Source organism: Sorangium sp. So ce367, from assembly GCF_051520455.1.
Classification (GTDB): domain Bacteria; phylum Myxococcota_A; class Polyangia; order Polyangiales; family Polyangiaceae; genus Sorangium; species Sorangium cellulosum_B.
On record NZ_CP150334.1, the window covers coordinates 8,732,583 to 8,758,413 of the forward strand.

The window sequence follows — 25,831 nt, forward strand, 5'->3', positions numbered from 1 at the left end:
AGCGAGCGCATGCAAGCAGGTGCGAGCCGATGCAAGCGCGCGCGAGCTTGCGGGGGCGGGCGGCGCGGAAGCCCCTTTGCCTGGGCACGGCGACGCGCTAGGAGCGGGGCATGGCGGAGCCGTCCGACGATCCGTTTGGCCTCTCGGGGCAGACCATCGAGGGGAAGTACCGCGTCGCCGCCGTCATCGGCGACGGCGGGTTCGGCGTCGTCTACCGGGGGATGCACGAGGGCTTCGGCGAGCTCATCGCGATCAAGTGCCTGAAGCTGCCGGCCTCGCTCGACGCCGCGGAGCGCGACGCGCTGCTCGAGACGCTGCGGGGCGAGGGGCGGATCCTGCACCGGCTGTCACGGGCCACCTCGGGCATCGTGCAGGCGCTCGACGTCGGCGCGTTCACCACCCAGGCCGGCGTGTGGGTGCCCTACCTGGTGCTGGAGTGGCTGGAGGGCCAGACGCTCGGGCAATACCTCCGGGAGCGGCGCGAGCGGGGCGAGGCCGGCATGTCGATCGCCGAGGCGATCCAGCTGCTCACCCCGGCCGCGCGCGCGCTCGCCGTCGCGCACGCGCACAAGGTCGCGCACCGGGACGTGAAGCCGGCGAACCTGTTCCTCACCCAGGTCGGCGGGGCGCGGACGCTGAAGGTGCTCGATTTCGGCATCGCCAAGGTGCTGTCCGACCACCCGACGTTCACCGAGGCGCTCGCCGCGACCCGGCAGGGGCCGAGCGCGTTCACGCCGCGCTACGGCGCGCCCGAGCAGTTCAACAAGGCCCGCGGCGCGACGGGCCCGTGGACCGACGTGTTCGCGCTCGGGCTCATCTTCGTCGAGCTCGTGAGCGGCAGGCGCGCGCTCGAGGGGGACGACCCCACGCAGCTCTACGTCGCCTCGGCCGATCCGGCGGTGCGCCCGACGCTGCGCGCGCGGGGGCTCCCGGACGCGCCCGAGGCGATCGAGCGCGTGCTCGACAAGGCGCTCGCGATCGAGCCCAAGCACCGCTTCACGAGCGCAGGCGAGTTCTGGGACGCGCTCTCGGCCGCGGCGCACGGCGAGCGCGCGGGGTCCTTCGCGGGCCGCGGCGGTCCCTCCGCGGAGCACGCGGCGGGGCAGTCGACCGCGGAGTACGCGGCCGCGCAGGGGCTCGGCGTGGCCGTCGGGCCGAGCGAGCCGACGATGCTCGCCGACGCGCACGCGCCCGCCCCGGCGCGGCCTGCCATCGTCAAGGTGAGCCACGGCGCGAGCGGGCCGCAGGCCGCTGGCGCGACGGGCGGCGCGGCGCCTCGGGCGAGAGACGGGGGCGGCGCGCCGGCGACGGGGGGCTCCAGGACCGCGCAGGTCGAGGACTCCATGATCGAGACGGTCGCGCCCGCCAGCCCCCCTGCGGCCGGCGCAGCCCCGCACCCCGGCGCGGCCCCGCACCCCCAGGCCGCGGCGGGCGGACCGCCGCACGCCGCGCCGCCGCACGCCGCGCCGCCGGTCGCAGCGCCACTGCAGCGCCGCAGCGCCGCGCGCGCGGCGCTTCCCTGGTTCGTGGCGGCGCTCGTGCTCGGCGGCGCCGGCGCGACGGCGTACGTCCTGACGCGGGCGCCGGACAAGAAGCCGGCGAAGGCGCCGGCCGCGCGCGCCACCGGGACGTCGTCCGCCGGGCGCGCCGCGACGACCGCGGCGGGCGTGCCGGCGCCCGCCAGCGCCGCGCCGACCGCGAGCGCCTCGGGCGCGGCGCCTTCCGCCGAGCCCGCCGCGCCCGCGGCGCCGCCGGCGGACATGGTCTTCATCGGCCCCATCTCGACCACGATCGGCGCCGCGGGCGAGGCGCGCCAGGTGACGCTCACCCGCGGGTTCTACATCGATCGCAACGAGGTGACCGTCCGCGCCTACCGGGCCTGCATGCAGCAGCGCATGTGCTCGACCGCGGATCACGTCTCGCTGACGCCCGAGCTCCTGCCCGGCGCGAAGGCGCCGACGACGCCCGAGGAGCAGCGGGAGGTCGAGCTCTGGACGCGGCGCTGCAACGAGCCCCGCGGCGCGACCGGGCACCCGATCAACTGCGTCGACTACTCCCAGGCCGAGAGCTACTGCCGCTTCCGCGGCCGGCGGCTGCCCACCGAGGCGGAGTGGGAGGTCGCCGCGCGCGGCGCGGCCGGCCGGGCCTTCGTCTGGGGCGACGAGGCGCCGGCCTGCGAGCGCGCCTGCTACGATCGCAACGAGGGCTGCCTCGCCCGCGGCGCCGACGTCTCGACCTGCGCGTCCGGCGTCCACCCGAGCGATCGCACCCCGGAGGGCGTCTACGATCTCGCCGGCAACGTGTCCGAGTGGGTCTCGGACGGCCTCGTCTTCCCGCCGCCCGGCGGCGAGAACCCGCAGGGCGACCCGTCCTTCCCGCTCAAGGTCGTGCGCGGCGGCAGCTTCCTGGACGGCCCCGAGAAGCTCTCCGCCACGTACCGCACCGCCGCGGCGCCGGTCACCGCGCACGCCTGGATCGGCTTCCGCTGCGCCATGGATGCTCCGGCGCAGGAGGGCGCCGCCGCGCAGCCGCCCGCCCCCGCGCCGCAGGCTGCGCCGGCCGAGCAGCAGGGAGCGGCGGCGCCCTGAGCTGAAGCGCTGAGCCCTCGTCCTCCCGCGCGGCATCGCCGGATCTGGTGCCGTGCGTCCACGGATCACCGACGTGCAGGGTGCCGCGGACGAGCTCCGCCACCTTGTTCGGCGGGGTCGCCGGACGTGCGTTGCACGAGGGTCACCGCGCCGCTCTTGGCCGTGCTGAGCGCGCCTCGGCTCACGCGAGGGCGAGCGAGGCGGCGACGCCCGCGGAGAGCTGCGTGCGGGGGCGCCAGCTCGTTTCGGCGCGAAAGCGGCGGGGATCGCCGACGAGCCACGGGAGCTCGCCGGCGCGAAGCGGACGGGCGCCGAAATCGAGGAGCGACTCCGGGGCGCCGAGCTGCCGCGCGACCTCGAGGCAGACCTCGCGCACGCTCGTGGGGCGCCCCGAGCAGACATTGTAGGCCGTGCCGGGCTCGATCCCCGCGGTCGTCGCGCCGAGCAGCAGCGCCTCCACGACGTCGTCCACGAAGGTGAGATCGCGGAGCTGCGTGCCGGGGGTGAGGTCGACGCGCTCCCGCGCGCGGAGCCGAGCCGCGAGGTACGGGATGAGGCGATGGGGCGCCTCGCCAGGGCCGTAGACGCCGAAGAGGCGGAGCGTCACGAGCGGCACCGACAGGGCCTCCGCCACGGCGCGCCCGTAGTCGTGGGCGGCCGCCTTCGCGGCGCCGTAAGGGTACAAGGGGGCGCGCGGCGCGCCCTCGTCAACGAGCTGCCCCTCGACGACGGCGCTGTACTCCGAGCACGATCCCGCGAAGACGACCCGCGCCCCGCCCCAGCGGGCGGCGGCCTCCAGCGTCGCGACGAGGGCCACGACGTTGCCCTCGAGGAGCACGCCCGGCGCGCGCTCTGCCGGGTTCACCCCCGCCGACGCCAGGTGGAAGACCGCGTCCGGCGGCTCGTCGCCGACCGCCTCGAGCAGCGCGTCCCGCGTCAGCCGCTCGAGCGGGAGCTGCCGGAGCCGCTGGCGCGGCGAGAAGCGCGAGAGGCGCGCCCACCCCGAAGGCCGCACGGGCGCGGTCGCGACGACGTCGCACCCGCCGGCGAGGAGCCGACGGACGAGCGTCGCGCCGATGAACCCGGTCGCGCCCGTGACCAGCGCCTTGCCGAGCCTCACGCGAGCCCCGTGGCGAGCCGGAGCTGCTCCTCGAGGAGCGGCCGCGCGCGCCCGCGATCCTCGAGGTAGCGCGCGTACCATGCGCTCGTGAGCTGGATGGCGCGATCGGTGTCGAGCAGCGGGCGCCAGCCGAGCCGGGACCGCGCCTTGCTGCAGTCGAGCCGCAGCGTGCCGGCCTCGTGGAGCCGCTCGCCGTCCGGGGGCTCGGCGAGCTCCAGCGAGCCCCGCCCGAGCTCGCGGACGATGGCCTCCGCGAGGAGGCGCACCGTCCGCGGCTCGGCGTCGTCCGGGCCGAAGTTCCAGGCGCCGGCGTACCGCAGCGGGTTGTCCCAGAGCCGGCGAGCGAGGAGGAGGTACCCCGAGAGCGGATCGAGGACGTGCTGCCAGGGGCGTACGGCGCGCGGGTTCCGGATGCGCACGGCCTTGCCCGCGGCGACGCTCCGGACGATGTCGGGCACGATGCGGTCCTCGGCCCAGTCTCCGCCGCCGATGACGTTGCCGGCGCGCGCGGTCGCGAGCGCCACCTCGCGCCCGTAAAACGACTGGCGGTAGGCCGCCGCGACGAGCTCGGCGCAGGCCTTGCTCGCGCTGTACGTGTCGTGGCCGCCGAGGGGGTCGGTCTCGCGATAGCCCCAGACCCACTCGTGGTTCTCGTAACACTTGTCCGTCGTCACCACGAGGACGACCCGCACCGACGGGAGGCGCCGCGCCGCCTCGAGCACGTGCGCCGTGCCGAGGACGTTCGTCGAGAAGGTCTCCAGGGGCCGCGCGTACGACCTCCGGACGAGCGCCTGCGCCGCGAGGTGCAGCACGATCTCGGGCTGGGCCTCGCCCATCGCCCGCGCGAGGTGCCCCTCGTCGCAGATGTCGCCGAGGATCGAGGTGATCCCGTCGTCGATCCGCGCGTCGGCGAAGAGGCTCGGCGCGCCCTCCGGCGGCAGCGAGTACCCGGTGACCTGCGCGCCGAGCAGGCGCAGCCAGGCGGTGAGCCAGGAGCCCTTGAACCCCGTGTGCCCGGTGACGAACACGCGGCGGCCCGCGTAGAAGTCGAGGTGCTCGCTCACTGCCAGGTCCTCCAGGGCGCGCGCCCCTCGTCCCAGAGCCGCTCGAGGAGGCGCTTGTCGCGCAGGGTATCCATCGGCTGCCAGAAGCCCTCGTGCTGGTAAGCCATGAGCTGCCCGTCGCCGGCGAGCCGCTCGAGCGGCTCGCGCTCGAGCGGCGTCGCGTCGTCGCAGTCGAGGTACTCGAGCGCGCCGGGCTCGAAGACGAAGAAGCCCCCGTTGATCCACCCCGCCTCGGCCTGCGGCTTCTCGGCGAACGCCGCGACCTCGTTGCCCCGCAGATCGAGGACGCCGAACCGGGCCGGCGGGCGGACCGCGGTGATCGTCGCGAGCTTGCCGTGGGCGCGGTGGAAGGCGACGAGCTTCGCGAGATCGATGTCCCCGACCCCGTCGCCGTAGGTGACCATGAAGGGCTCCCGCCCGAGCACGCGGCTCAGCCGGCGGATGCGCCCGCCCGTCTGGGTGTGGAGCCCCGTGTCGATGAGCGTCACGCGCCAGCTCGGGCAGTGGACGCCGAGCGCCTCGACCTCGCCGCTCCGGAGGTTCACCGTGAAGTCCGCGCGGCGCGTCCGGAGCCCCGCGAACCAGTCCTTGATGACGTCGCCTTTGTAGCCGCAGGCCACGACGAAGTCGTCGAAGCCGTACGCGGCGTACCTCTGCATGATGTGCCAGAGGATGGGGTGGCCGCCGATCTCGACCATCGGCTTCGGCCGGTCGACGGTCTCCTCACTTAGGCGGGTCCCGAGCCCGCCGGCGAGCAACACGGTCTTCATCGCTGAACCTCCTGTGCGTGGTTGGCCTGTGCCGCGAGCGCGCGGCGCACCGCGCCGGCGACCGCGGGGTCGTCGGCGAAGGCCCACGAGAGCGGCTCGTGGGTCACGGTCGCGTCGCTCGCGACGTGGAAGAACAAGAGCGCCTTCACCGCCGGGTGGCGCTCGGCGAAGCCCGTCAGGGCCTCCTCGTACCAGCGCGCGCGGTCCCCGCCCGCGGCGAGCGCGCCGAGCTCGGCGATCATCATCGGCTTGCCGAGCGGCGCGAGGCGCTCGTAGTGGCGCGCGAAGAGCTCCTGGAACGAGTACCACCTGGACCAGCGGACGGCGGTCCCGTAGTTGAGAACGCCCGTCGCGACCCAGTCGACCCACGCGCTCCCCGGGTAGTACTCCCAGTAGTTCTCGTACGAGACGCTCGGCGACCAGATCCAGAGGACGTTCGAAGCTCCGGCTGCGCGGAAACGTCCGACGACGTGCCGCCACGCGCGGATGAACTCCCGCGGATCCGGGTTGTTCACCGGCCCCCACGGGTAGCGGTAGCCGTCGTTCATCTCGTGCGCGAAGCGGAGGAGGATCGGGTGGCCGTGCTCCGCCGCCGCCTTCGCCCAGCCGTCGACGTAGGCGTCGTACGCGCCGTCGGCGATGTCGGTGAGGCCGCCGTGGTCCCGCGTCGCCTCCGGGCGGAGCGAGGGGCGCTGGAACGCGCTGAGCCAGGGCTCCCACGTGATGACCGGCACCGAGCCCACGGCCCAGATGGCCCGCGCGGCCCGGCTCGGGAAGCGCTGATCCGCGCCGTCGCCCCAGGCCGCGTAGATCTGCGTGAGGAGGAGCGTCTGGCCCACCGCCTCCTCGAGGGCGAGGTAACCGCCGACGTCGCGCGGCAGGCCCCCGTCGTGCGCGCCGTAGAGGAGGCGCGTCGGGGCGCGGAGCTCCGAGAGCTCGCGCGGCGCGCGCTCCGCGGAGAGTCGGGCGAGCCGCGCGTCGCGCTCGGGATCGGCGATCCAGGAGAACTCCGCCGAGGCCACCGCCGCGCTCGCCGTGCCGAAGAGCGACGAGAGCCAGCGCTCGGCGGGCGCGCGCCCGTAGGTCGAGGAGAGCACCGCGAGGGCGGCGCCGGTCGTGGCGGCCGCGGCCAACGCGGCGCGGTGGGAGCGCTTCATGGTCATCCTTCCGTGGAGATCGTGGTGTTCGTCGTGGTCGTGGCCTCGGGCGCGGGGAGCCGCTCCCAGGGGTCGGCGCGCGGCGCGCGGCGCGGCGCGCGCGCGGCCCAGGCGATCGCGCCGGTCATCGACGCGGCCCCGAGCGCGCCGAAGAGGAGCGTCGCCCAGTAGGACTCCGCGTGGCTCCAGCGCTCGGCGAGCCCGCGCGCGGAGGTCCGGAGCCAGAGGCTCGCGGCCGTCGTGACGAGGAACGACAGGACGACGAGGAGGTGCGGCCACGCGAGCGGCAGGAGCCGGCCGCCGAGCCCGCGCTTGGGCGTGGGCACGTAGCGGACGAGGCGCTTCGCGATCGCCAGGGCCACCCCGAGCGTGTAGACGGGAAAGGCGGCGAGCTTGAGCAGCAGCGCGCGCCAGTGGACGCCGCCCTCCGAGGCGCGGTCGCAGAACCACCGCTGCCCGTAGACGTGGAGCGCGACCGCCGCCGCGGCGACGGGGGCGCCCGCGGCGACGAACCCCGCCGGATCCACGCGCATGGGCCAGAGGTCGCCCCAGAGCGCGAGGAGCGGCAGGGCGAGGTACGTCAGCGTGGCGGGGCCGGTGAGGTAGTACGTGCCGATGGCCACGTACGAGAGCCGCTGGCGCGCGCTCAGCCGGAAGAAGCGCGGCACGACCTCGGAGAAGAGCGCGTCGACCGCGCCGGTCGCCCACTTGAGCTGCTGGGCGAAGTACCCGCCGAGATCGTCGGGGACGAGCCCGCGGCTCACGATCTCCGGGACGTAGACCGATCGCCACCCGGCCGCGTGCAGCCGGATGGAGGTCATGAGGTCCTCCGCGAGCCCCACGGCGTGCCCGCGGATGGACGCGAGCGCGGCGCGGCGGAAGGTGCAGTTGGCGCCGATGGCGACCGCGCAGCCGAGCCCGTGGAGCCCGAGCAGCATCGGCCCGTAGAAGCCGTAGGTCTGCTCGGCCGCGCCGCGGGCGATCGGGGAGTCGGCCTGGTTGTAGTAGGCCTGCGAGACCTGCACGAAGCCCACGCGCGGGTCGTCGAAGTGCCCGAGGACGCGGTCGAGGAACTCCGGGAACGGCAGGTGGTCGGGGTCGAGGACCAGGACGAAGTCCTCCGTGGTCCGCGCCAGGGCCACGTTGATCTTGCCCGCCTTGGCGCCCGGGACGCCGTTCGAGTCGAGCCACACCGCGCCGTGCCGCTCGGCGAGCGCGCGGAAGCGCGGGTCGGCCGTGCCGTCGAGGAGGTAGGTGCGGTGCGGGTAGCGGACGCGGGCGAGCGCCGCGAGGGTGGCCTCGAACATCGCGAGCGGCTCGCCCGGCGCGGCCGTCGTGAAGACCGCGACGGAGAGCCCCGGGGGCGCCGGGCGGTGCTCGACGCGGTCCACCGCGAGGTACCCGATCCAGGCGAGGACGATGCGGCTGATGCCGTACCAGACCGCGATCGACAGCGCGACGAAGGCCGCGAGGTCGGCGACGTGGCGCTCCTGGAACCAGAAGCTGGCGAAGCCCGCGACGCCGACGAGCCCGAAGGCCACGAGCGCCCAGACGATCACGCGATCGACGAGCCGCACGGGGGCGGCCGACGACCACCGGAACAGCTCCGGCTCAAAGAGGGAGCTCGAGACGAATCGTCGCGTCATGGAAGCGGTAGGAGAGGTTCTGGTTGTGGTGGTAGGCGGCGCCCACGCGGGCGCCGCCCAGGTCGAGCGAGGCCCCCGCGCGGAGGTCGACGTGAGCGCTGTCGACGCGCGACGTGACGCCCCAGGCGAGCGCGGTCGGGTCGAGCTCGCTGGCCTGCACGGCGACGTCGCCGCTCGCGTCGAAGCGGAGCTTGCCGAGCGAGAGCGCCGCGACGACGATGGGTCCGTGGCGGCGCAGGCCGAGGGGCGTGAAGTACGGCGAGTAGGTCCGCGTCGCGAGGGACCAGCGCGAGCGCGCCGTGTCGGCCCAGGCCGCCCCCCACCCGGCCTGGAGGCTCAGCGCGCCGCGCAGGACCGGCGCCACGGCCCAGCCGTAGGCGAGGACGCCGTCGTTGCCGTCGGAGTACCAGCGCCCCTCGCCGCGGAGCTCTCCGCTCCAGCCGTTCCAGTCGGCGACGGCGAGCGCGCCGCCCGCCGCGGTGACGAAGACGTGGTCGCGGATCGCCGCGTGGGTGTCGAGGATCTCGTCGCGGCGCGCCGAGGCGCGGAGCCGCAGCGGCGAGAGCCACCGCCCCTCGATCTCGCCGCTCCCCGACACCTGCGCGCTGCCGCCCGCCCAGACCCGCCCGAGCCCCGTCGCGCTGACGTCGAGGTCGGCCCGGGCCGGGCGGAACAGCAGTCCCACGAGCCCGCCCACGGCGTAGGCCTGGGTGGCGCGGCCGCGGGTCTCTGTCGTCGCCCCCGGGGCGCTCGGATGCCACAGCCCGAGCACGCGGAGCCGCAGCTCAAGGCTCGCGGTCGGCCAGAACGACAGCCCGGCGCTCTGCGACAGGCGATCGAGCGGCTGCGTGTCGGTGAGGGCGCGGGTCTCGACCTCGACGCGCGGGGCCAGCGCCGCGGCGAGCTGGCCGCGCAGGATGCCGGCGTCGCGCGCCGCCTCGCTCTCCGGGGGGATCCGCGCGAGGAGGGCCTCGGCCGCCGCGTGATCGGCGACCGCGAGCCGCTCCTGCGCCTCGGCGATGTGGCGCCAGTCGCCGGGGAGCGGGCGCGGCGTGGCGCCGGCGGCGCCCGCGAGGGCAGCGGCGGCGAGGAAGCAAGAAGCGAAGGCGGCGAGGTGCATGGCAGGCGAGGGGATGGGGCGTCCCGGTCGACCCCAAGGGACCGCCTCCGCCCCGGGACGGCTCACAGGAGCGAACCGAGACGATCCGTGAGCCGTCTCGGAACCCTGCCGGTCCCTTGACGGAGAGCTGTGTCCACCCGCATCGAAGCCGCCCCGCCCTGCAGCGCCGAGCCTCGGCCCGGCCACCTCGCAGCGCCCCGTCGAGGAGGCCGCAGTGGCTAGCGGATCCCGATCGGCGCTGCCGCACCCCGCGGGCCGCGCAGGCGCCGCGCCGAGCGGCGGGCAGCTCGTCGCGCTGCCGGTGGAGCGCGACGACGCCGAGCTCCTCCGGCGGCTGAAGCGCGGGGATCCCTGGGCCAAGGCGATGCTCTTCGAGCGCTACGGCGCCCTCGTCGAGCGCATCGCGCGCCGCATCCTCGGGACCGAGCGGCATACGACCTTCGCGGACGTCGTCCACGACGCCTTCGTGTCGGCCTACTCGAGCGTCCACCAGGTGAGCGACGCGGCGGCGCTGACGTCGTGGGTGAGATCGGTCGCGGTCCACACGGCGTGCAAGAGCATCCGCCAGCGCAAGGCCCGGAGCTGGCTGAGCTTCCTGTCGCCGGAGGACCTCCCCGAGCTCCCGGCGCGCGGCGCCGACGCCGAGCTCCGGGAGGCCCATGATCGGACCTACCGGCTGCTCGAGTCCTTCCCGCTCGACGAGCGCGTGGCCTTCGCGCTGCGCTACATCGAAGGGATGGAGCTCACCGAGGCGGCGGCCGCCAGCGGCGTGTCGCTGGCGACGATCAAGCGGCGGATCGCCCGGGCCGAGGCGCGCTTCGTGAGCGCTGCCCGGCGAGACCCCGTGCTCGCAGCCTGGATCGAGGAGGGCGCGCGATGGACCCCGTGACACGACGGATCGAGACGCTCGGGGCCGAGGTGGCCCGCACCTCCGATGAGCGCGCCAGGCCGGCTGAGGCGCTCGCCGCGGCCCGCGCGCGGCTCTTCGCCGCCGAGGCCGAGGCCCAGCCGCGCAGGGCGCGCTACCCCCTCTGGGCCGCGGCCGCCGCGCTGCTGCTCGCGGCGGGCGGCGCCGCGAGCTTCCGCGCGGCCTGGGCGCCTGCGCGCGGGCTCGAGCTCGCCGCCGCGCCGAGCGCGGCCTCCGTGGGCGAGCCGGCGCCGGGCGCGGGCGCGCGGGTCGAGGCGCGCGACGCGCCCCTCGCCTTCACCTTCGCCGAGGGGACCTCCGTGCGGCTCGACGCGGCGTCCGCGCTCCAGGTCCTCGCGACCGACGCGCGCGGCGCGGAGCTGCGCGTGGAGCGGGGCGCCGTGGACTTCCACGTCGTCCACCGGAGCGACGCGCGCTGGGTCGTCCATGCCGGGCCCTACGCGGTGCGCGTGACCGGGACGCGCTTCGAGGCGCGCTGGGCCCCCGAGGCGCGGCGCTTCACGCTCGCGCTCGCCGAGGGGAGCGTCGAGGTGACGGGCCCGGAGCTCGGGACGGCGCGGCTCTCGGCGGGCGATCGGCTCGACCTCACCGCGCCGAGCGAGCCCGCGGCGAGCGACACGGCCGCTGCCCCCGCGGCGGGCGCGAGCGCCGCGGCCGCGGCGCCGCCCCGGGATCGCGACGCGCGCGCGCTGGCGGCCGGGGCGGCGGACGCCGCGCCGCGCTGGCAGTCCCTGGCGAGCGCGGGGCGCCACGAGGAGGCGCTCGCGGCGGTCGAGCGGCTGGGGCTCGAGGCCGTGCTCGCGCGGGCCGCGCCCGACGAGCTCCGGCTGCTCGCCGACGCCGCCCGCTACGCCGGGCGCCCGCACGCCGCGCGCGCCGCGCTCCTCGCCCTGCGCAAGCGGCACGGCGCGCGCGGCGACTCGGCGTTCCTGCTCGGCAAGCTCGCCGCCGATCAGCTCGGCGCCCCCGTCGATGCGCTCGCCTGGTTCGACACCTACCTCCGCGAGGCGCCGGGAGGCGCCTTGAGGGAGCAAGCGCTCGGGCGGAGCCTCGAGCTCCAGCAGCGACGGGACCGGGAGATCGCGCGCCGCGCGGCGCTCCGGTACCTCGCCGAGTACCCCCACGGCGCCTACGCGCCCCTCGCTCGCTCGCTCGCGGATGCGCGCTGACCTCGCTTCCGCGCGCCGCGCCGTCGTCGGCCTCCGCCTCGCCGCGGTGCTCTTCGCGCTGCCGGGCCTCCTCGGCGCGACGCCGGCGCCGGAGGCGGCGGGAGCCCCGGCCAGCGCCAGCGCGCCCGCGCGGGCCACGGTGGCCCTCTCGGGCGACCCGGCGGACGCGACGTTCCAGCGGATCCGCGACGAGCTCCGCGCGCTCGACGTGCGCATCACCACGGGCGGCCCCGAGGACGCCGACGCGCGCGTCGTCGTCGCCCGCAGGCGCGCGACGATCGCCCTCGCCGCGCGGCACGGGGGCGGCGAGCTCGAGGTCGCGGTGCGCCTCGGCGACGGACCCGAGGTCCTCGCCCTGGCCGCCGTCGAGCTGCTCCGCGCCCGCCTCCTGCATCGCGATGCCCCCGGCCCTCCCTCGGCCGGAGCCGGCGCCGCCGGCGGCCATCGTCACCCGCCCTCGACGACCAGCCCCGAGAGCGACCCCTCCGCGCGCCCGGCGGCCTCCGCCGCGACGGCCTCCCTGACGCCTCCCACGACCCGCGCGCCCGCTTCGAGCTCCACCTCGCCCGCCGATCCGCCTTCGCGGCACACCGGCGACGGCGCGCGGCAACGCACGCGCCTCGCCGCCTCGGTCGGCCCCACGCTGCTCGTCGCCTTCGGCGACGTCCCCGTGACGCCGGCGCTCTCGATCGGCGCGTCCGCGATCTTCCGCGGCTGGTACGCCACGGTGGGCGTGACCACGACGCTCGGCGGCACCTCCTGGAGCGTCCCGGGCGGGCGGATCGAGCACGGCGTCTCGCTCGTCGGCGTTACGGCGGGCGGCGCGCGCTCGTTCGCGAGCGGCCACGGCCTCGCGACGCTCGGGGCGGGCGCGTCCGCGCTGCACCTCCGTTACCAGACGCTCCTCGCATCGCCCGTGTTCGACGGCGCCTCCGGCACCGCGTGGGCGGCGGTTCCGCACCTCGAGGCGGCCGTGCGCTGGTTTATCCACGATCACGCGGGCCTTCGCCTTGGCGGCCTCGCCGGCGCCGCGTTTCCAGCCGTCGACGTCCCGTACCCCGAGCGCAGCGCCGGCAGCCCGGGCTCCGCCGCCACCGCCACCCGCTACGGCCGCCCGCTCCTCGCCGTCTCTCTCGCCCTGGAGGCGCGCCTCTGACCGCTCGGGCCCGAGGCATCCCCTCGCAGCGCCCCGAGACGTTGGTCTTCGGCGCGGCCGAAACTGCCTCGCAGGGCGCGGTCCGACGCGCTGGCTACCTGCCGTCCTCGGCCGTCGCCAGCTCGCCGCGATGCTCGAACACCGCGGAGCAAGGAGGATGGGAAATCGAATTCGAACCGAGGCTGCTGGCGAATCTCCGAAGAGAATTCACCGCCCGTGCTGGGCGCCGCCCGTCACCGCCGCTCGCTCCTGGCTCCTCGCGATCTCCTCGATGAAGATCCCCCCATCGCCGTCGCGACCTCCGCGCAAGACGCAGAGCGGCGGGCGCACGGCGCCCCGGAGCGCCGCCCCCATCGCCTGCGGGCCGGAGCAGGCCCCCGCCCTGCAGCTCACAGGACGATGAACTTGTCGTCCGTGTACACGAGGACGAAGCGCGTGTCCGCCGGCGCGCCGCTGGCATCGAAGCAGGCGACGTTGACGTTCGTGTTCGTCTCGGTGCCGGACCAGCCGACGACCTTGCAGTACTCCGGTCCGGAGCCGTACGCCGTGATCTGCACGTTCGAGCCCGACGCCGACATGCCGGGCAGGCTGACGGAGTAGCGGCCTGCGGACGTGCGCCCTGCAGTGATGTCGGCCTCCACGTCGCCCAGGTCCCCCGCGATGTAGCCTTCCTGATAGGAGAGGCTCGGCGTGTACGCCGCCGATGTGGCGTTGTTCGCCCAGGCGTAGCTGTAGGAGAGCCCGCCGTTCACCGGCCTCGAGCGCGCGAAGTTGAGGGTGAACTGGCTATCCGACGGGGCGCCCGAGCTGTCGAAGCAGCGCACGCGGACCACCGCGTCGTCTCCGGACTGCGCCCAGCTGCTGACCTTGCAGTGATCGCTGCCCGGGCCGTAGGCCGTCACCTCGACCGTCGCGCCGCCCGCGGTCTGCCCCGGCAGGGTCACCGCATAGTAGCCCACCCCCTCGCGAGCGATCGTGTTGTTCACGCCGCTCGAGTTGAACTGGTACGTCGCGGTGGGCGTGTACGCCGACGCCGTCGGGTTGTTCGCCCAGACGTACGCCTCATCCGAGGATCCGGTGCCCGATTTGTGGACATAGGCGACGCTGAACAGGGTGTCGACCGGCGCGCCGCCCGCGGTGAAGCAGTTGACATGAACATCCACGTCATCGCCGCTCCTGACCCAGGAATTGACCTTGCAGCGCTCGGCGCCCGCGCCGTAGGCCGTGACCTGGACATGACCGCCCGGCGCCGCGCCCACGTCCGGAAACCGCACGCGATACTGGCCCGCACCGAGCTGCGTGACGGTGTTGTTCACGCCCTGCCCGAATGCGTCTCCGGAGGAGCTCCGCGAGTAGCTCGAGCTCGCGGTGAACGAGCCCGTCGCCTGGTGCGCCCACGCATACGCCCACGCACGAGACACGAACGCTTGCTGGGCGTCGCCCACCTCGCCCTCCTCGGCCTCGTACGCCACGGCGCAACCTGCGCCCATGATGCCGACGACGAGAGATCCCAGCAGCAGTGCCTTGCTCTTCATGACATGCTTCCTTTCCACGAGTTCGATGTTGGATAACGGCCATCGCTGCCCCGGCGCGACCGCGACAAGGCGATGACAAGGCGATTGCAACGCACATGCCGCGCGCGGCCACCCGGCGCGTCCAGCGATGGCGCTGCCTCCTGTTCCGGGGGCGAGACGCCGGATCGGGCGCTATCAGGCCGTGATCGCGGCACGCCGGCCGCGACCGGCGACCGGGTTGCCGCGCGTCGCCGTCACGCGCTCATGACACCCTCGCTGTCACGCCCCCATGACAGGCGTCATCTCCGCGTGTCAGCGCGAGGGGGCCAGCGAGAGCGCGCCGCTCAGGGGATCTCAGGGCGATCGCCGGGCGCCGGGCTCACGATCGCGCCGTCGGGCGAGCGACCTGGAACGTCGGTCGACTCGCCGGGCGCGGTGAGGAAGCCATTGCGGTCCGGCGGGCGGCTCTCGTCCGCTGCGCAGGCCGCCGAGGCGGGTCCCTCGGGACGCCAGCCGTCGAGGTGTTTCCGGAAGGTTCGTTGTCAGCGCGGAGTCAGCGCTTGATCTGGGCGTCAGGCCAGAGCCCGAGGATCTCTTGCAACTGCTGCTCGGGACCGAACTCCTCCCAGACGATCCCATTGCAATCCCGCGTCTCGGAAAAGGCGCTGGCGGCGTCGTCCTCCCAGCCCAGATGACGCAACGCCGGAGCTTCGCCGGCCGGGATCTGACGGATGGAGAAGTTCACCGTGTCGGTGCGCCAGAGCGCGTACTGGTCCGGCACGATCACGTGCGGCTGGACCGCCAGGCGCTGCGTGTAATCCGCAATGGAATCCGTCAGTGAACGCACGCCCAGAGCAATATGGATTCTTCGCATCTACGACCTTTCGCACAGCGCCAACGCGATGAGACACACCATGACGGAGCGCTGCGCAGAGACTGATACCATGGGTGAGGCAAGGACACCAGCCTCGGCGTGCAAGCCCGGCGGACGCGGACCATGTCGTTGATGTGCGGCCAGATCAGGCCGCGATCCCGCGTGCGGTACAGCCCGTCGAACAAGGCACGTCGCCGCGACGGTCGAGCTACGAGGGGACTCACCCGACTCCGTCCATCGATCGCCTGGCCGACAACGACGCTCACCGCCTCGCCGGTGAAACGTGTTCTGCCATGCCTCAGGCTGCCCCTGAAATGCCGTACAGCGAGAGAGCCCGACGACGTCGAACGCGACGCCTCGCTTCTTCAAGGCGGTGCTCGACGGCTGCGGTCATGTTCACCGCGATTCCTCGCCGGGCCCGGGTCGGTCGATCCCTGGGCGCTTGACACCCCCGAGGCGTTCCGGGTCTCCTCCGGAGGCGACATGCATCTCCGGTTCGATCCGAGCACGCTGGACAGCCCGGTCCCGAAAGGCTATTTCGCCGGCACCCACCGCCAGATAGATCCCGACGAGACGCTGCGCCGCGTGCGTCGCTTGATGCCCGTCATGGGCATCACCCGCATCGCCAACGTGACTGGCCTCGACAGCATCGGTGTCCCGGTCGTGATGGTGTGTCGGCCGAACTCCCGCTCGCTGTCCGTATCGCAGGGCAAGGGGCTGGATCTCCGGTCGGCCCAGGCGTCCGGCCTCATGGAGTCGGTCGAGTCCTATCACGCGGAGCGGATCGACCTGCCGCTCAAGCTGGCCTCGTACGAGGAGCTCCGCTACACCCACCGCGTCGTGGACGTCGAGGCGCTTCCGCGCATCTCCGGCGCTCAGTTCCACGCCGATCTGCCGATCCTCTGGATCGAGGGGGTCGACCTGCTCCAGCGCGAGCCGGTGTGGGTGCCGTTCGAGGTGGTGCATACCAACTACACGGTCGCGATGCACCGGACCATGGTCGGCTTCGTCGCGAGCTCGAACGGCCTGGCCTCCGGCAACGGCGTGCTCGAGGCGATCAGCCACGGTCTGTGCGAGGCGGTGGAGCGCGACGCGACGACCCTGTGGCGGCAGCGCAGCCCGGCGTCGCGCGCGGCCACCCGGATCGATCTCGACAGCATCCCGGAGGGAGGCTGCCGCGAGGTCCTGGACAGGTACGAGCGCGCGGACGTCGCCGTCGGCGTGTGGGAGATCACGTCGGACATCGGCATCCCCGCGTTCCTGTGCAAGATCTGCGACCGACGCGACAACGCCCTGCGGAGGCTCGGCGTCAACGAGGGTATGGGCTGTCATCCCGCGCGCGAGATCGCGCTGCTGCGCGCGTTGACCGAGGCGGCCCAGAGCCGGCTCACCCAGATCGCCGGTTCGCGTGATGACCGCTACCCCAGCCAGTACGTGCGGCAGCGCGACCCGAACATCACGGCTGCCGCACGCGAGGAGCTCGGGCGGCCCGGCCCGCGACGCCCCTTCGCCGAGGGCCCGACCTTTGCTGCCGACACCTTCAACGCCGATGTCGCGTGGGAGCTCGATCGCCTGCGCGCCGCGGGCATGGCGCGGGCGATCGTGATCGAGCTGACCCGGCCGGAGCTCGGCGTTCCGGTCGTTCGCCTGGTGGTGCCCGGCCTCGAGCCGCTGTCCGGCGATCGCAGCTATGTGCCCGGCGCGCGTGCCCGGGCGCAGCGGGGGCAGGCCGGATGACGGTCCACCTCTTCCTGGGCCCGACCCTGGCCGCCGCCGACGCCGCCGAGGTGCTGGACGCGGTGATCCTGCCGCCGGCGGCCCACGGCGACATCTACCGCGCCGTGCAGCGGGGCGCGACGGTGATAGGCATCGTCGACGGCTACTTCGAGGGCACGCCAGCGGTCTGGCACAAGGAGATCCTCTGGGCGATGCGCGAAGGCGTGCACGTGTTCGGCAGCGCCAGCATGGGCGCGCTGCGCGCGGTCGAGCTGTCGCCCTTCGGCATGGAAGGCATCGGCGCGGTGTTCGAAGCCTACGCGCGGGCCGAGCTGGAGGACGACGACGAGGTCGCCGTCGCGCACGCGCCGGCCGCCTATGGATACCGCGCGCTCTCGGTGGCGATGGTCAATATCCGCGCCACGCTGGCGGCGGCGGAGGAGCGCGGGGTCATCCGGCCGACGACCCACGCCGCGCTGCTGCAGATCGCGAAGCGGCTCTTCTATCCCGACCGCGACTACGCGCGGCTGCTCTCGGAGGCCTCGGCGCAGGGGAGCGATCCGGGCGAGCTGTCGGCGCTAAGGAGCTTCCTGCGAGAGCGCCAGATCGACCAGAAGCGCGCGGACGCGCTCGCGATGCTCCGTGTGATCAAGGAGAGGCTCGCGGCCGGGCTCACGCCGAAGCAGGTGCGCTACCATTTCGAGGCCACGATCTTCTGGGATTCGCTGCGCCAGGCCGCCGCGCCGCTCGGCGATCCGCTCGCCGACCCCGACGACGGTTCATGGACGCAGAGCGCGCTGCTCGACGAGGCGCGGCTCCATCCCGTCGCCTATACGCTGGCGCGCAAGGGCGCGCTGACGCGGCTTCTCTCGCGGGCGCTCTCGGACGAGCAGGCGCCGCGGCCGCCGGGCGAGGAGGTCGACGAGGCCATCCTGAGCTTCCGTCGCGCGCGCGGGCTGCTGAACGCCGAGGCGATGGAGGGCTGGCTCCGCGCGAACGGCCTCCGCGCGGAGGAGTTCGCGCGCCTCATGGAAAGCGAGACCCAGGTCGTGGGGGTGCAGCGCTGGGCGGCGCCGCACATCAGCGCGCACCTCGTGGACCAGCTCCGCCTCGACGACCTGTATGTGGGGCTCTGGACGCGCGCCCGCGACAAGCAGCGTTCGCTGGAGGAGGCCGGGCTCGCCGACCCCGACCTGGCCACGGCGCCGCTGTCCCGAGAGGGGCTCCTCCGATGGTACGTCGAGAGGCGCGGCGAGGGCCTCGCGCCGCGGGACCTCTCGGAGGCCGCGCTCCAGGCCGGGTTCCGCGACGAACCGATGTTCCTGCGCGCGCTGCTCCGCGAGTACCATTATGTCCGGCTACGCGAGCGCTAGAACGCCGATCAATCACGTTGAAACCCGGAGAATTTTCACAGGGAGGCGGGGAGGAAGAAAAAAAATGAAGTTCTTCCTCTTGCCGTCTCTCGCTCCCCGCCTCCCTGTGATTTTTTGTTTTTTCTCGTGATTTCAACCCGTTTGTCGCTCTAGGATCCGTCGATCGTGAGCGGCGAACGTCCTGACCGCCTCCGCTCGGCGGCGTCGACGGGCTGCCCAAGGAGGACCTGAGTCATGGCGGAACGACAAGCAGCAGAGTTGCTCTCCGTGGATGCCGATGCCGCAGAGCCGGTATCCGACGCGCGCCCCCGGGCGCACGACGGCAAGGAGCACGTACCGGGCACGCTCTTTCGCGGCGCGGACGGCGAGCTTTACTTCATCCCGGATCATCGACTCCCGCTCTTCCGCGTCTTCGACACATCGAGGGCCCGGGTCGAGCCGCTGCTGGCCGAGGAGCCGAGCGAGCCCGCAGAGGACCGCTCTTCCGCCCGGCTGAAGGCGGTTTACACGACCATCGAGATCCACGACCCCAAGAACGCCGACGGCTCGCCCGCAGAGACGGACGGCATCATCTCGGCGTCGGTGCGCCCCGAGACCGACTGACAGGCCCGCCGGGCGGCTCGGGCGTGGCGCCTCGCCCCGTGGGATCCCGCGCCGGCGCGCCCGCGCCGAGCACATCCCGGAAAGGGATCCATCTTTCCCGGATCCGATGCTTTCGGGCACACACGCCGCGTCCTTAGTCTGCTCCTTATGCAGATGAAGGCAGCCGTCTACGAGCGATACGGTTCTCCCTCGGTCCTCGAGCTGCGCGAGATGCCCGCGCCGGAGCCGCGGGACGATCAGGTGCGCATCCGGGTGCACGCGACAACGGCGACGGCGGCGTGCCAGATGATGCGGCGAGGCGACACGGTCATGGCGCGGGTCGTGCTCGGCTTCTTCCGGCCGCGGCGGCGCTTCCGGGTGCTCGGGATCGAGGTCGCCGGCACCGTGGAGCGCGTCGGCCGGCGCGTCACGCGGTTCCGCCCCGGCGATCGCGTGTTCGGCTTCACGGGGTTCGGGTCCGGCGGGTACGCGCAGTACGTGTGCCTGTCCGAGGACGCGTCGATCGCGCACGCCCCCGCCGGCCTGAGCCACGAAGAAGCGTGCTCGCTGGTCGACGGACCGACCACCGCGCTCTACTTCCTCCGCGACCGGGCGCGGCTCCGGGCCGCCGAGCGGATCGCGATCGTCGGCGCGTCCGGGAGCATCGGCACGGCGGCCGTCCAGGTCGCGCGGCACCTCGGCGCGGAGGTGACGGCGGTCTGCAGCGGGCGAAACGCCGAGCTCGTGCGTTCGCTCGGCGCGCACCACGTCGTCGATTACACGCGAGACGACTACGCGGCGCGCGCCGACGCGTTCGACGTCGTGTTCGACACGGTCGGCGCGAGCTCGTTCGCGCGCGCGCGGCGCTGCCTCGCGCGGGGAGGCCGATACCTGATCACGGTCGGGGGCGCCGAGCTCTACCTGCGCGACGCATGGAGCCGGCTCTTCGGGAGCAGGAAGCTCGTCTTCGGGATGTCCGTCGACAAGAAGACCGCGCTCCCCGAGGTCTCGGAGCTCGTCGCGCGCGGAGCGCTCCGGCCGGTCATCGACAGGCGCTACACGCTCGAGGCCATCGCGGATGCGCACAGGTACGTCGAGACGGGGCGCAAGCGGGGCAACGTTGTGATCGAGGTAGGCGCGTGATACCCCGATTCGCGTGGGCACACGCGACGCGCTGAGGCTCGGGTCGATAGAGCAGATCCACGGGCTCATCGGGCGCCCGCCGCCCGCGCATCCGCTGGTCTCCGTGATCGCCGCGTCGTGGCAGGAGCCGCTGCGCATCGAGATCCCGATCATCGGACGACCCATCGAGTCCGGGCTCTACGTGATCAGCCTGAAGCGCGGGGACGAATGCCACGCCGAGTTCGGGCGACAGGTGCACGACGGGCAGGAGGGCATCATCGTCTTCGCGTCGCCGGGCCAGGTGATCACGCCGATAGGCGGCGAGAGCGAGCTCGCCCACGAGGGGGAGGGCTGGACCGTCGTCTTCCACCCCGACGTGCTGCGCGACACGCCGCTCTCGGACGCGATGCACCAGTACCGGTTCTTCGGCTACGCGACGCACGAGGCGCTCCACCTCACACGGCCAGAGCGAGAGACGTTCACGGGCCTCGTCCGGCAGATCGAGCGCGAGTCCTCGGTCCCTCCCGACGCGTTCGCGCCGGACGTGCTCTCGGCGCAGCTCCAGCTCCTCTTCACGTACTGCCAGCGCGCGTACGCGCGTCAGATCGAGGTCCGAGCGCGGGCGGGCGGCGTGGCGGAGCGGCTCGACCGCCACCTCGACGCGTGCTTCGCGTCGGCCGCGCAGGTCGAAGGCGGGCTCCCCACGGTTCGATCCTGCGCGCGCGCGCTCGGGTACTCGCCCGACTACCTGAGCGATCTCCTCCGCGCGGAGACGGGAGCGAGCGCGCGCGACCACATCCACCGAGCCCTCATCGAGGCCGCCAAGGCGCGGCTCCTCGCGTCGGACGCGAGCGCGAGCGCGGTGGCCTACGCGCTCGGATTCGAGCACCCGCAGCACTTCTCGAAGCTCTTCCGGCAGAGGACCGGACAGTCGCCCGGCGAGTGGAGACGTGCGGCGAAGGGGCCGAATACGCGCCGCGAGACCTCGGCGTGATCTCACGCGCCGCACACACGTAGCAGGCGGTCACCTCAACCTGGGTCGGGTCGCGCCGCCGGCCAGACCGACGTATCCAGCAAGACGACGCCGCCCTCGAAGCGGATTGGCGCGGCGAGCAGCGCCCGGAACGCCTTGTACCCTGCCTCCCCGGGGCGGAAGGCGTGCAGGAACACGTGGTGACGCCCGTCGGCGCCCACGGCCACGGACGGGTGCCCTGGCCCCCACCATTCTTCACTGGAGCTCAGGAAGACCTCCGACAACTTGCGGTACGGGCCCGTGGGGGCGTCCGCCACGGCCGCGCCGATACCGTAGTACGCGGTCGAGAAGTCGTTGCCGGCGTAAAGCAGATGATAGCGCCCGCCCTCCTGGGTGATCCAGACGCCCTCGATGAGGTGCGCTTCCCAGGGCTGGTCGTTCTCGAGGATGACGGCGGGCTCCCCCTCCAGCCTGCGGCCATCCGCCGACAGCCGCTGTGCGTAGATGCGGGTCCTGAGCGCCCTCGATATCCCGGCGATCTCCTCCGCCTCCGCGCCGCACGCCCGCGCCCGCAGCTCCTCCAGCCGCCCCGCGAACCCCGTGAAGTCCGAGGTCGCCGCCTCGATCAGCGGCTGCAGGACGAAGAATTGCTCCATGGGCTCGAGGGTCGCCACCCACGGCCACAGCGTCAGCGCCAGGACCGCGGTGCGCTGGTCTTTGCGGGCCACGAACAGCTCGCGCACCACGGCGGGCTCCCGGTGAAGCAAGGCGGCCAGCTGGCGGGGCCACACGCCGTTGTCATCCTTTTTCCAGACCAGCCAGGGCGTGCCGTTGGCGTCCACGAGGAGGTGGGCGTCGATCACATCCCCGGTGACGATCGGCGCGTGTTCCGCCTCGAACGGGCCGTCCGGGCTCGCGCCTCGGGCGAGGCCGATCGCGAGCGAGCGGTCGTGCATGCGGGCCGTGAAGCAGAGCCAGATTTCGTTCCCGACCCGGTGCATCTCCGGCGCCCAGAAGTCCGCCTGGTTGCGGCCGGTCAGCGTCCAGGCCGGCGCGCGCCCCTCCGGGAAGACGAAGCCGGTCAGCCGCCAGGTCGTCAGGTCGTTCGAGGCCAGGATGGGAAAGGCGTTCGGCGCGTCGTTCGAGGTCACGAGCAAGCGCCACGCGCGCTCGCCCACCCGCACCACGCACGGGTCGCCATAGCCGTAGAGGATCTCCGGCGCGATGGCCTCGGTCAGCAGGGGCCGCAGCGGCGCCCCGCCCTTCCGCGGCGGCGGCGGGGTGCGGGCGAGCGGCGTGCGGGTCCCGAGATCGCGCGCCAGCGCCTCGAAGAGGTCGAGGTAGTCCGGCTGCTCCGCCCGGGCGAGCTCATAACGCCGCGCGTCCTGCCCCGGCTCGGTCACCAGGAAGCTGCGCGGCTCTCTGCGGTTGACGGTGACTCCGAAGGTGAACGGTGCGCCAGGCGGCGTCTGCAGGACGATGGCGTCGGCGTTCATGCGACGGGCTCCTCGAGGACTGCCATGCTCGGCAACAGGGACCTGGGTCCGGCCGCGCCGCCGTCCGCCGGAGGCTGGCCGGGCGCGGCACGGCCCCGGCCGCTGCTACCCCGGCCCGGGAATGCTGCGATGTTGTACCACGGTCGCTGTCCTCGACATGCTGTACGTGTTCATGACGCTGGGGCTCGCCGGCGAAGCTGAGCGCCAGCGACCCAGGCGACAACCGACATGGAATGAGGCGCATGGCGAGCAGAACGAGAGAACGACCGGAATCTTCACTTCCGAAGGGCATCGGGAAACCGGCGCTGCGGGCGCTCGCCTCGGCCGGCGTCTCTCGCCTGGACCAGGTCGCTCGGCTCACGGAAGCCCAGCTCATGGCGCTTCATGGCGTGGGCCCCAAGGCGATCGGGATCATCAAGGCTGCCCTCGAAGCAGAAGGAAAGTCGCTTGCCAAAGACGCGTAGCCTTGTTGTCGAGGCGCCGCATCCCGCGCGCGGCTTCGCGTAGGATGGCGAACGCCATGAGCAACCCCGAGATCGAGGCAGCGCTCGCGCTCGCGCGCGAGCGCTGGGAGAAGATGTTCCCCGTCGAGGACGAGCGCGCCAGTCTCGTGAGCTGGGACCCGCCGCACTTCGCGCCGGGGCTCGGCCTCGTCGCGGAGTTCAGCCTCTTCGAGGCGCGCACGAACCGAGGGCCGTCCGGCGAGCTGGTCGTCGTGCCGCTCGCGCGGATGGGCGAGCCCGCGGCGGCGCTCGACGAGCTCGCAGCGACGCTCGAGGGGCTCAGGTCTCGCGGCGTCGCCTCGCAGCTCGACGCGCCGCTCGAGGCGACGTTGGGCCTCGCGCCGGCGCGCTACAGCGAGGGCATGTTCGCGACCGACGAGCTCGGGGCGCGCCGCCGCGCCGAGGCGCTCGCGTCGATGAACGCCCGCTTCGAGGCCGTGGCCGCACGAATGAACGAGGTCTATGGCCTGCGGCTGCCGCGCTACCTCGCGACCTTCGCGGCGTTCTGGCGCAGCCTCGACGAGATGGAGCGGCAGGGGATGAGCGACCTCGGGCGATCGCCGGGCGGGATCATGATCTGGTTCGAGGACGGCGGGCTCGAGCGGAAGACGCGCGGCGGGCTCGACCCGCGGCTCGAGTGCCGGTTCCGCGCCGACCCGCCCGAGCTGGTCACCGTGATGTGGGGCGACACCGACGGGCTGCACCATGGCCTGTGGTACGACGACCCCGCGGATCCGCCGACGTGCATCGCGCACAATTACGCCCGCGACTCCGCGGAGACCTGGAGAGACAGCGAGCCCACGCCGCTCGCGGTGCTCGCTGCCCGCGCGCGCGAGCGCATCTCGGGCCCTTACGAGGAGGAGCCGGCGCCGCTGCAGGTGTACGCCGCGCTCGCCGCCATCGAATGGTTCGAGGAGGCCGACCGCGAGGCCCTCGCCGAGGATCCGCCCGCGCAACGCTGGCTCGATGCGGACCGCATCCCGACGCTGGGCACGTTCGGGCCCGCGCTGCCGCCGGGCGCCGGGAGCATCCGCGTGGGCTCGCCCGAGGACCGCGTGAAGGCGTGGAAGACGCAGCCGCCGCGCGTGCAGGCGTGGATCGAGTCGGCGAAGCGCGATTGCGCCGAGGGGCGGCCCGCGGCGGCGCTGACGTTCGGGCTCGACCTGCACTGGCTCGATAAGGAGGAGTACCGCGGCGCCGCGCTCGAGCTGCTGGTGATGGCCTACGAGAAGCTCGGGCGGCGCGCGCACGCGGAGACCGTGAAGGTGCATTATGCGCACCGCGATCTCCGGAGCGTGGGGGTGTTCCTGCGGCCAGGCGAGGAGGACGGCGGACCTTAGCGCTGTGAGCGGCTCAGAAGCCGTTCAAGCCGCACAGATGACCTGGAGACCCGGCTCTGGACCCACGAGCACGGGTCGGTGCTGCCGACGTCGGCGTACAGGCACCCTGACGCGATGACGCTCGCCCTCAGCCGAGCGCCCCTCCGCCATCGGCGACGCTCGCGTGCAGGCCCCGCGCGGGGGCGCGCAGCGCGGGATCGTCGCCCGAGAGCTGGGGCAGCATCGCGACGAACGCCCACTCCTGCACGCCCGAGTCGTCGAACGTCAGGTGAACGCGGTCGCCGTCGCGCTCGAACGTGATGATGAACAGCGCACCGTCGAGCACGGCGTCGTCCGACGTCATCGTGAACTGCTCCTCGAAGTCCTCCTCGACGAGGAACTCGCCCGACGCCGCCGCGCGAGCCTGCGGATCGTCCACGCGCACCACCAGCTGCGGCAGATCGGTGCAGCGCACCGCGCCGAGCCCGCGCAGCAGCACCGCGCGCAGCCACGCGCCGCCGAGATCGAAGCCGCCGCCCCAGAAGAACACCAGGCGATCGACGCTGAGCACGTTCGCCTCGTCGTCGAACAGGCCCTTGAGCAGGAACCGCGACGCTGCGTCGCCCGGCCACGGCACGCCGTGCCGCCGGCCGAGCTCGACAAGCGGCGCGGGCACGGCGCCCTCGCTCCACGGCGCGTCGGCGGTCTTCTCGTAGGTGACGTAGTCCGCGACGAGCCGCCGCAGCTCCGCCGCGGCCTGCTCCGCCGCGGCGACCGTCGAGAACTCCGCTGCCTGCATCACGACGTGGCTCATGCGTGCAGTGTATACGATTCTGCGGGGCGACGGCGACGAAGCCGTCGATTCAGGCGAAGACCATCACGAAGGGAAGGACCGTGATGAAGCAGGGACCGGAGAGCCCTGATTCCGCTCGCGTCGAGCACGGGTACCCCGAGTGGGGTTTCACAACCTTGGTTGCAGCAATGACTCCAGCGGCGGTGAGACTGGCGCCGGCGGCAAATACGACGGCAACGGCGCGGCGACCCCTGGCTCGACCGGTCTCCGCCCCCCTCTGCAGCATCCAGAGCCGCAGCAGAGCGGCGGTCTCCCGCACAGGAGACGGGCCCAGATCGGCGTTTTCGGCGCGCAAGCGCGCTCCGGTGCGCTGAGCACCGAAAACGTCGAGGTGGGCCCGTATCCGAAGCGGGTGACCGTCGCTCAAGGAGCGGAGTCGCGCGCGCGGAACTCGGCGATCATCTCCTTCGTCACGTCGTGATCATAACAGAGAGGCGCCGCGCCTCCCGGCCGCGAGTAAGCGCTGCGCTTGCCGCATTGCCTGCCCGCTCGATCGGTATCGTAAGGACACGGGCAGCTCCCGCTGTACGCCGCTCGTGACTCGGCGATGAGAGCCTTCCGGATCGCGGCGTCGGTCTTCGGCGCATCTGCCCTGGCCGAGGACGCCGCGAACATCGCCATTCCAACGACGAGCCAGTACCCAAGCCGCATCACCTGGCATCGTACCGACCCTCCGCGACCTCACAATGTGTTCTTTCGTTCAGGTGCCCCCGTGTGTTCTCATTTCTCATCGGTCGAGCGGCTCCCTCGCGAGGCGGTCACCGCGCGCCGAGCAGACGGCGCCGGCT

At 73.3% G+C, this 25,831-nt stretch carries 23 protein-coding genes; 11 read left to right on the forward strand and 12 right to left on the reverse strand.

What is annotated here, in order from left to right; genetic code table 11:
• Window positions 1–110 precede the first annotated feature (110 nt).
• Window positions 111–2,588: an SUMF1/EgtB/PvdO family nonheme iron enzyme gene (locus WME97_RS33105; protein ID WP_437543415.1), complete on the forward strand. Its 2,478-nt coding sequence runs from the start codon at window positions 111–113 to the stop codon at window positions 2,586–2,588.
• A gap of 181 nt (window positions 2,589–2,769) precedes the next feature.
• Here WME97_RS33105 and WME97_RS33110 read toward each other — a convergent pair whose 3' ends face one another.
• The 6 genes from WME97_RS33110 to WME97_RS33135 are packed head-to-tail and all read right to left on the reverse strand — an operon-like array spanning window position 2,770 to window position 9,465.
• Entirely contained in the window at window positions 2,770–3,708 is a 939-nt protein-coding gene (locus WME97_RS33110; protein ID WP_437543417.1) for an NAD-dependent epimerase/dehydratase family protein, read from the reverse strand.
• The gene (rfbG, locus tag WME97_RS33115; RefSeq protein WP_437543420.1) at window positions 3,705–4,772 is read right to left on the reverse strand and encodes a CDP-glucose 4,6-dehydratase; all 1,068 of its coding nucleotides are present in this window, start codon (window positions 4,770–4,772) and stop codon (window positions 3,705–3,707) included. Before rfbG ends, WME97_RS33110 begins: the two co-directional genes overlap by 4 nt.
• The gene (gene rfbF, locus WME97_RS33120) at window positions 4,769–5,542 is read right to left on the reverse strand and encodes a glucose-1-phosphate cytidylyltransferase (protein WP_437543423.1); all 774 of its coding nucleotides are present in this window, start codon (window positions 5,540–5,542) and stop codon (window positions 4,769–4,771) included. Before rfbF ends, rfbG begins: the two co-directional genes overlap by 4 nt.
• Window positions 5,539–6,699, reverse strand: coding sequence for a glycoside hydrolase family 26 protein (locus tag WME97_RS33125; RefSeq protein WP_437543425.1), 1,161 nt, complete (start codon window positions 6,697–6,699; stop codon window positions 5,539–5,541). The genes rfbF and WME97_RS33125 overlap by 4 nt, the downstream gene beginning before the upstream one ends.
• Before the next feature lie 2 nt (window positions 6,700–6,701).
• Entirely contained in the window at window positions 6,702–8,345 is a 1,644-nt protein-coding gene (locus tag WME97_RS33130; protein ID WP_437543427.1) for a glycosyltransferase family 2 protein, read from the reverse strand.
• Window positions 8,311–9,465 (reverse strand): hypothetical protein, encoded by a 1,155-nt coding sequence (locus WME97_RS33135; RefSeq protein WP_437543429.1) that lies wholly within the window; start codon window positions 9,463–9,465, stop codon window positions 8,311–8,313. The genes WME97_RS33130 and WME97_RS33135 overlap by 35 nt, the downstream gene beginning before the upstream one ends.
• Before the next feature lie 214 nt (window positions 9,466–9,679).
• Here WME97_RS33135 and WME97_RS33140 point away from each other — a divergent pair, with 214 nt between their 5' ends.
• From WME97_RS33140 to WME97_RS33150, 3 genes are read left to right on the forward strand one after another with little or no spacing between them, the layout of a single operon-like run.
• Window positions 9,680–10,354, forward strand: coding sequence for an RNA polymerase sigma factor (locus WME97_RS33140; protein WP_437543431.1), 675 nt, complete (start codon window positions 9,680–9,682; stop codon window positions 10,352–10,354).
• Window positions 10,342–11,562, forward strand: coding sequence for a FecR domain-containing protein (locus tag WME97_RS33145; protein WP_437543434.1), 1,221 nt, complete (start codon window positions 10,342–10,344; stop codon window positions 11,560–11,562). Before WME97_RS33140 ends, WME97_RS33145 begins: the two co-directional genes overlap by 13 nt.
• Window positions 11,552–12,718, forward strand: coding sequence for a hypothetical protein (locus tag WME97_RS33150; RefSeq protein WP_437543436.1), 1,167 nt, complete (start codon window positions 11,552–11,554; stop codon window positions 12,716–12,718). Before WME97_RS33145 ends, WME97_RS33150 begins: the two co-directional genes overlap by 11 nt.
• Before the next feature lie 207 nt (window positions 12,719–12,925).
• On the opposite strand, the gene WME97_RS33155 is transcribed toward WME97_RS33150, so the two are convergent.
• The 3 genes from WME97_RS33155 to WME97_RS33165 all read right to left on the reverse strand — a co-directional run bounded on the left by WME97_RS33155 (window position 12,926) and on the right by WME97_RS33165 (window position 15,106).
• Window positions 12,926–13,111 carry a hypothetical protein gene (locus tag WME97_RS33155; RefSeq protein ID WP_437543439.1) on the reverse strand — a complete coding sequence of 62 codons (186 nt, stop codon included), beginning with the start codon at window positions 13,109–13,111 and terminating at the stop codon, window positions 12,926–12,928.
• Window positions 13,108–14,253, reverse strand: a complete 1,146-nt coding sequence (locus WME97_RS33160) for a hypothetical protein (RefSeq protein WP_437543441.1) — start codon at window positions 14,251–14,253, stop codon at window positions 13,108–13,110. The genes WME97_RS33155 and WME97_RS33160 overlap by 4 nt, the downstream gene beginning before the upstream one ends.
• Window positions 14,254–14,785: 532 nt before the next feature.
• A complete protein-coding gene (locus WME97_RS33165) occupies window positions 14,786–15,106 on the reverse strand; it encodes a hypothetical protein (protein ID WP_437543443.1) in 321 nt (106 codons plus the stop codon).
• Between the two features lie 483 nt (window positions 15,107–15,589).
• On the opposite strand from WME97_RS33165, the gene WME97_RS33170 reads away from it, so the two are divergent.
• The 5 genes from WME97_RS33170 (at window position 15,590) to WME97_RS33190 (ending at window position 20,893) form a co-directional block, all read left to right on the forward strand.
• Complete coding sequence (locus WME97_RS33170) at window positions 15,590–16,843, forward strand: YcaO-like family protein (protein WP_437543445.1); 1,254 nt, start codon at window positions 15,590–15,592, stop codon at window positions 16,841–16,843.
• The gene (locus WME97_RS33175) at window positions 16,840–18,195 is read left to right on the forward strand and encodes a TfuA-like protein (RefSeq protein WP_437543447.1); all 1,356 of its coding nucleotides are present in this window, start codon (window positions 16,840–16,842) and stop codon (window positions 18,193–18,195) included. The genes WME97_RS33170 and WME97_RS33175 overlap by 4 nt, the downstream gene beginning before the upstream one ends.
• Before the next feature lie 234 nt (window positions 18,196–18,429).
• Window positions 18,430–18,798, forward strand: a complete 369-nt coding sequence (locus WME97_RS33180; protein ID WP_437543449.1) for a hypothetical protein — start codon at window positions 18,430–18,432, stop codon at window positions 18,796–18,798.
• A gap of 153 nt (window positions 18,799–18,951) precedes the next feature.
• A complete protein-coding gene (locus WME97_RS33185) occupies window positions 18,952–19,920 on the forward strand; it encodes an NAD(P)-dependent alcohol dehydrogenase (protein WP_437555536.1) in 969 nt (322 codons plus the stop codon).
• A gap of 13 nt (window positions 19,921–19,933) precedes the next feature.
• A complete protein-coding gene (locus WME97_RS33190) occupies window positions 19,934–20,893 on the forward strand; it encodes a helix-turn-helix domain-containing protein (RefSeq protein ID WP_437543451.1) in 960 nt (319 codons plus the stop codon).
• A gap of 35 nt (window positions 20,894–20,928) precedes the next feature.
• Here the strand turns inward: WME97_RS33190 and WME97_RS33195 are convergent, their stop codons facing one another.
• On the reverse strand, window positions 20,929–22,368 hold the full coding sequence (locus tag WME97_RS33195; protein ID WP_437543454.1) for a family 43 glycosylhydrolase: 1,440 nt from the start codon (window positions 22,366–22,368) through the stop codon (window positions 20,929–20,931).
• A 242-nt stretch (window positions 22,369–22,610) separates the two neighbouring features.
• Between WME97_RS33195 and WME97_RS33200 the strand changes: the two genes are divergently transcribed.
• Both WME97_RS33200 and WME97_RS33205 read left to right on the forward strand, forming a co-directional pair.
• Window positions 22,611–22,832 (forward strand): helix-hairpin-helix domain-containing protein, encoded by a 222-nt coding sequence (locus tag WME97_RS33200; protein ID WP_437543456.1) that lies wholly within the window; start codon window positions 22,611–22,613, stop codon window positions 22,830–22,832.
• Window positions 22,833–22,888: 56 nt separating this feature from the next.
• Window positions 22,889–24,211, forward strand: coding sequence for an ADP-ribosylation family protein (locus tag WME97_RS33205; protein WP_437543458.1), 1,323 nt, complete (start codon window positions 22,889–22,891; stop codon window positions 24,209–24,211).
• A gap of 127 nt (window positions 24,212–24,338) precedes the next feature.
• On the opposite strand, the gene WME97_RS33210 is transcribed toward WME97_RS33205, so the two are convergent.
• Window positions 24,339–25,004 (reverse strand): hypothetical protein, encoded by a 666-nt coding sequence (locus WME97_RS33210; RefSeq protein ID WP_437543460.1) that lies wholly within the window; start codon window positions 25,002–25,004, stop codon window positions 24,339–24,341.
• 402 nt (window positions 25,005–25,406) lie between these two features.
• On the reverse strand, window positions 25,407–25,664 hold the full coding sequence (locus WME97_RS33215; RefSeq protein WP_437555538.1) for a hypothetical protein: 258 nt from the start codon (window positions 25,662–25,664) through the stop codon (window positions 25,407–25,409).
• Between the last annotated feature and the right edge of the window lie 167 nt (window positions 25,665–25,831).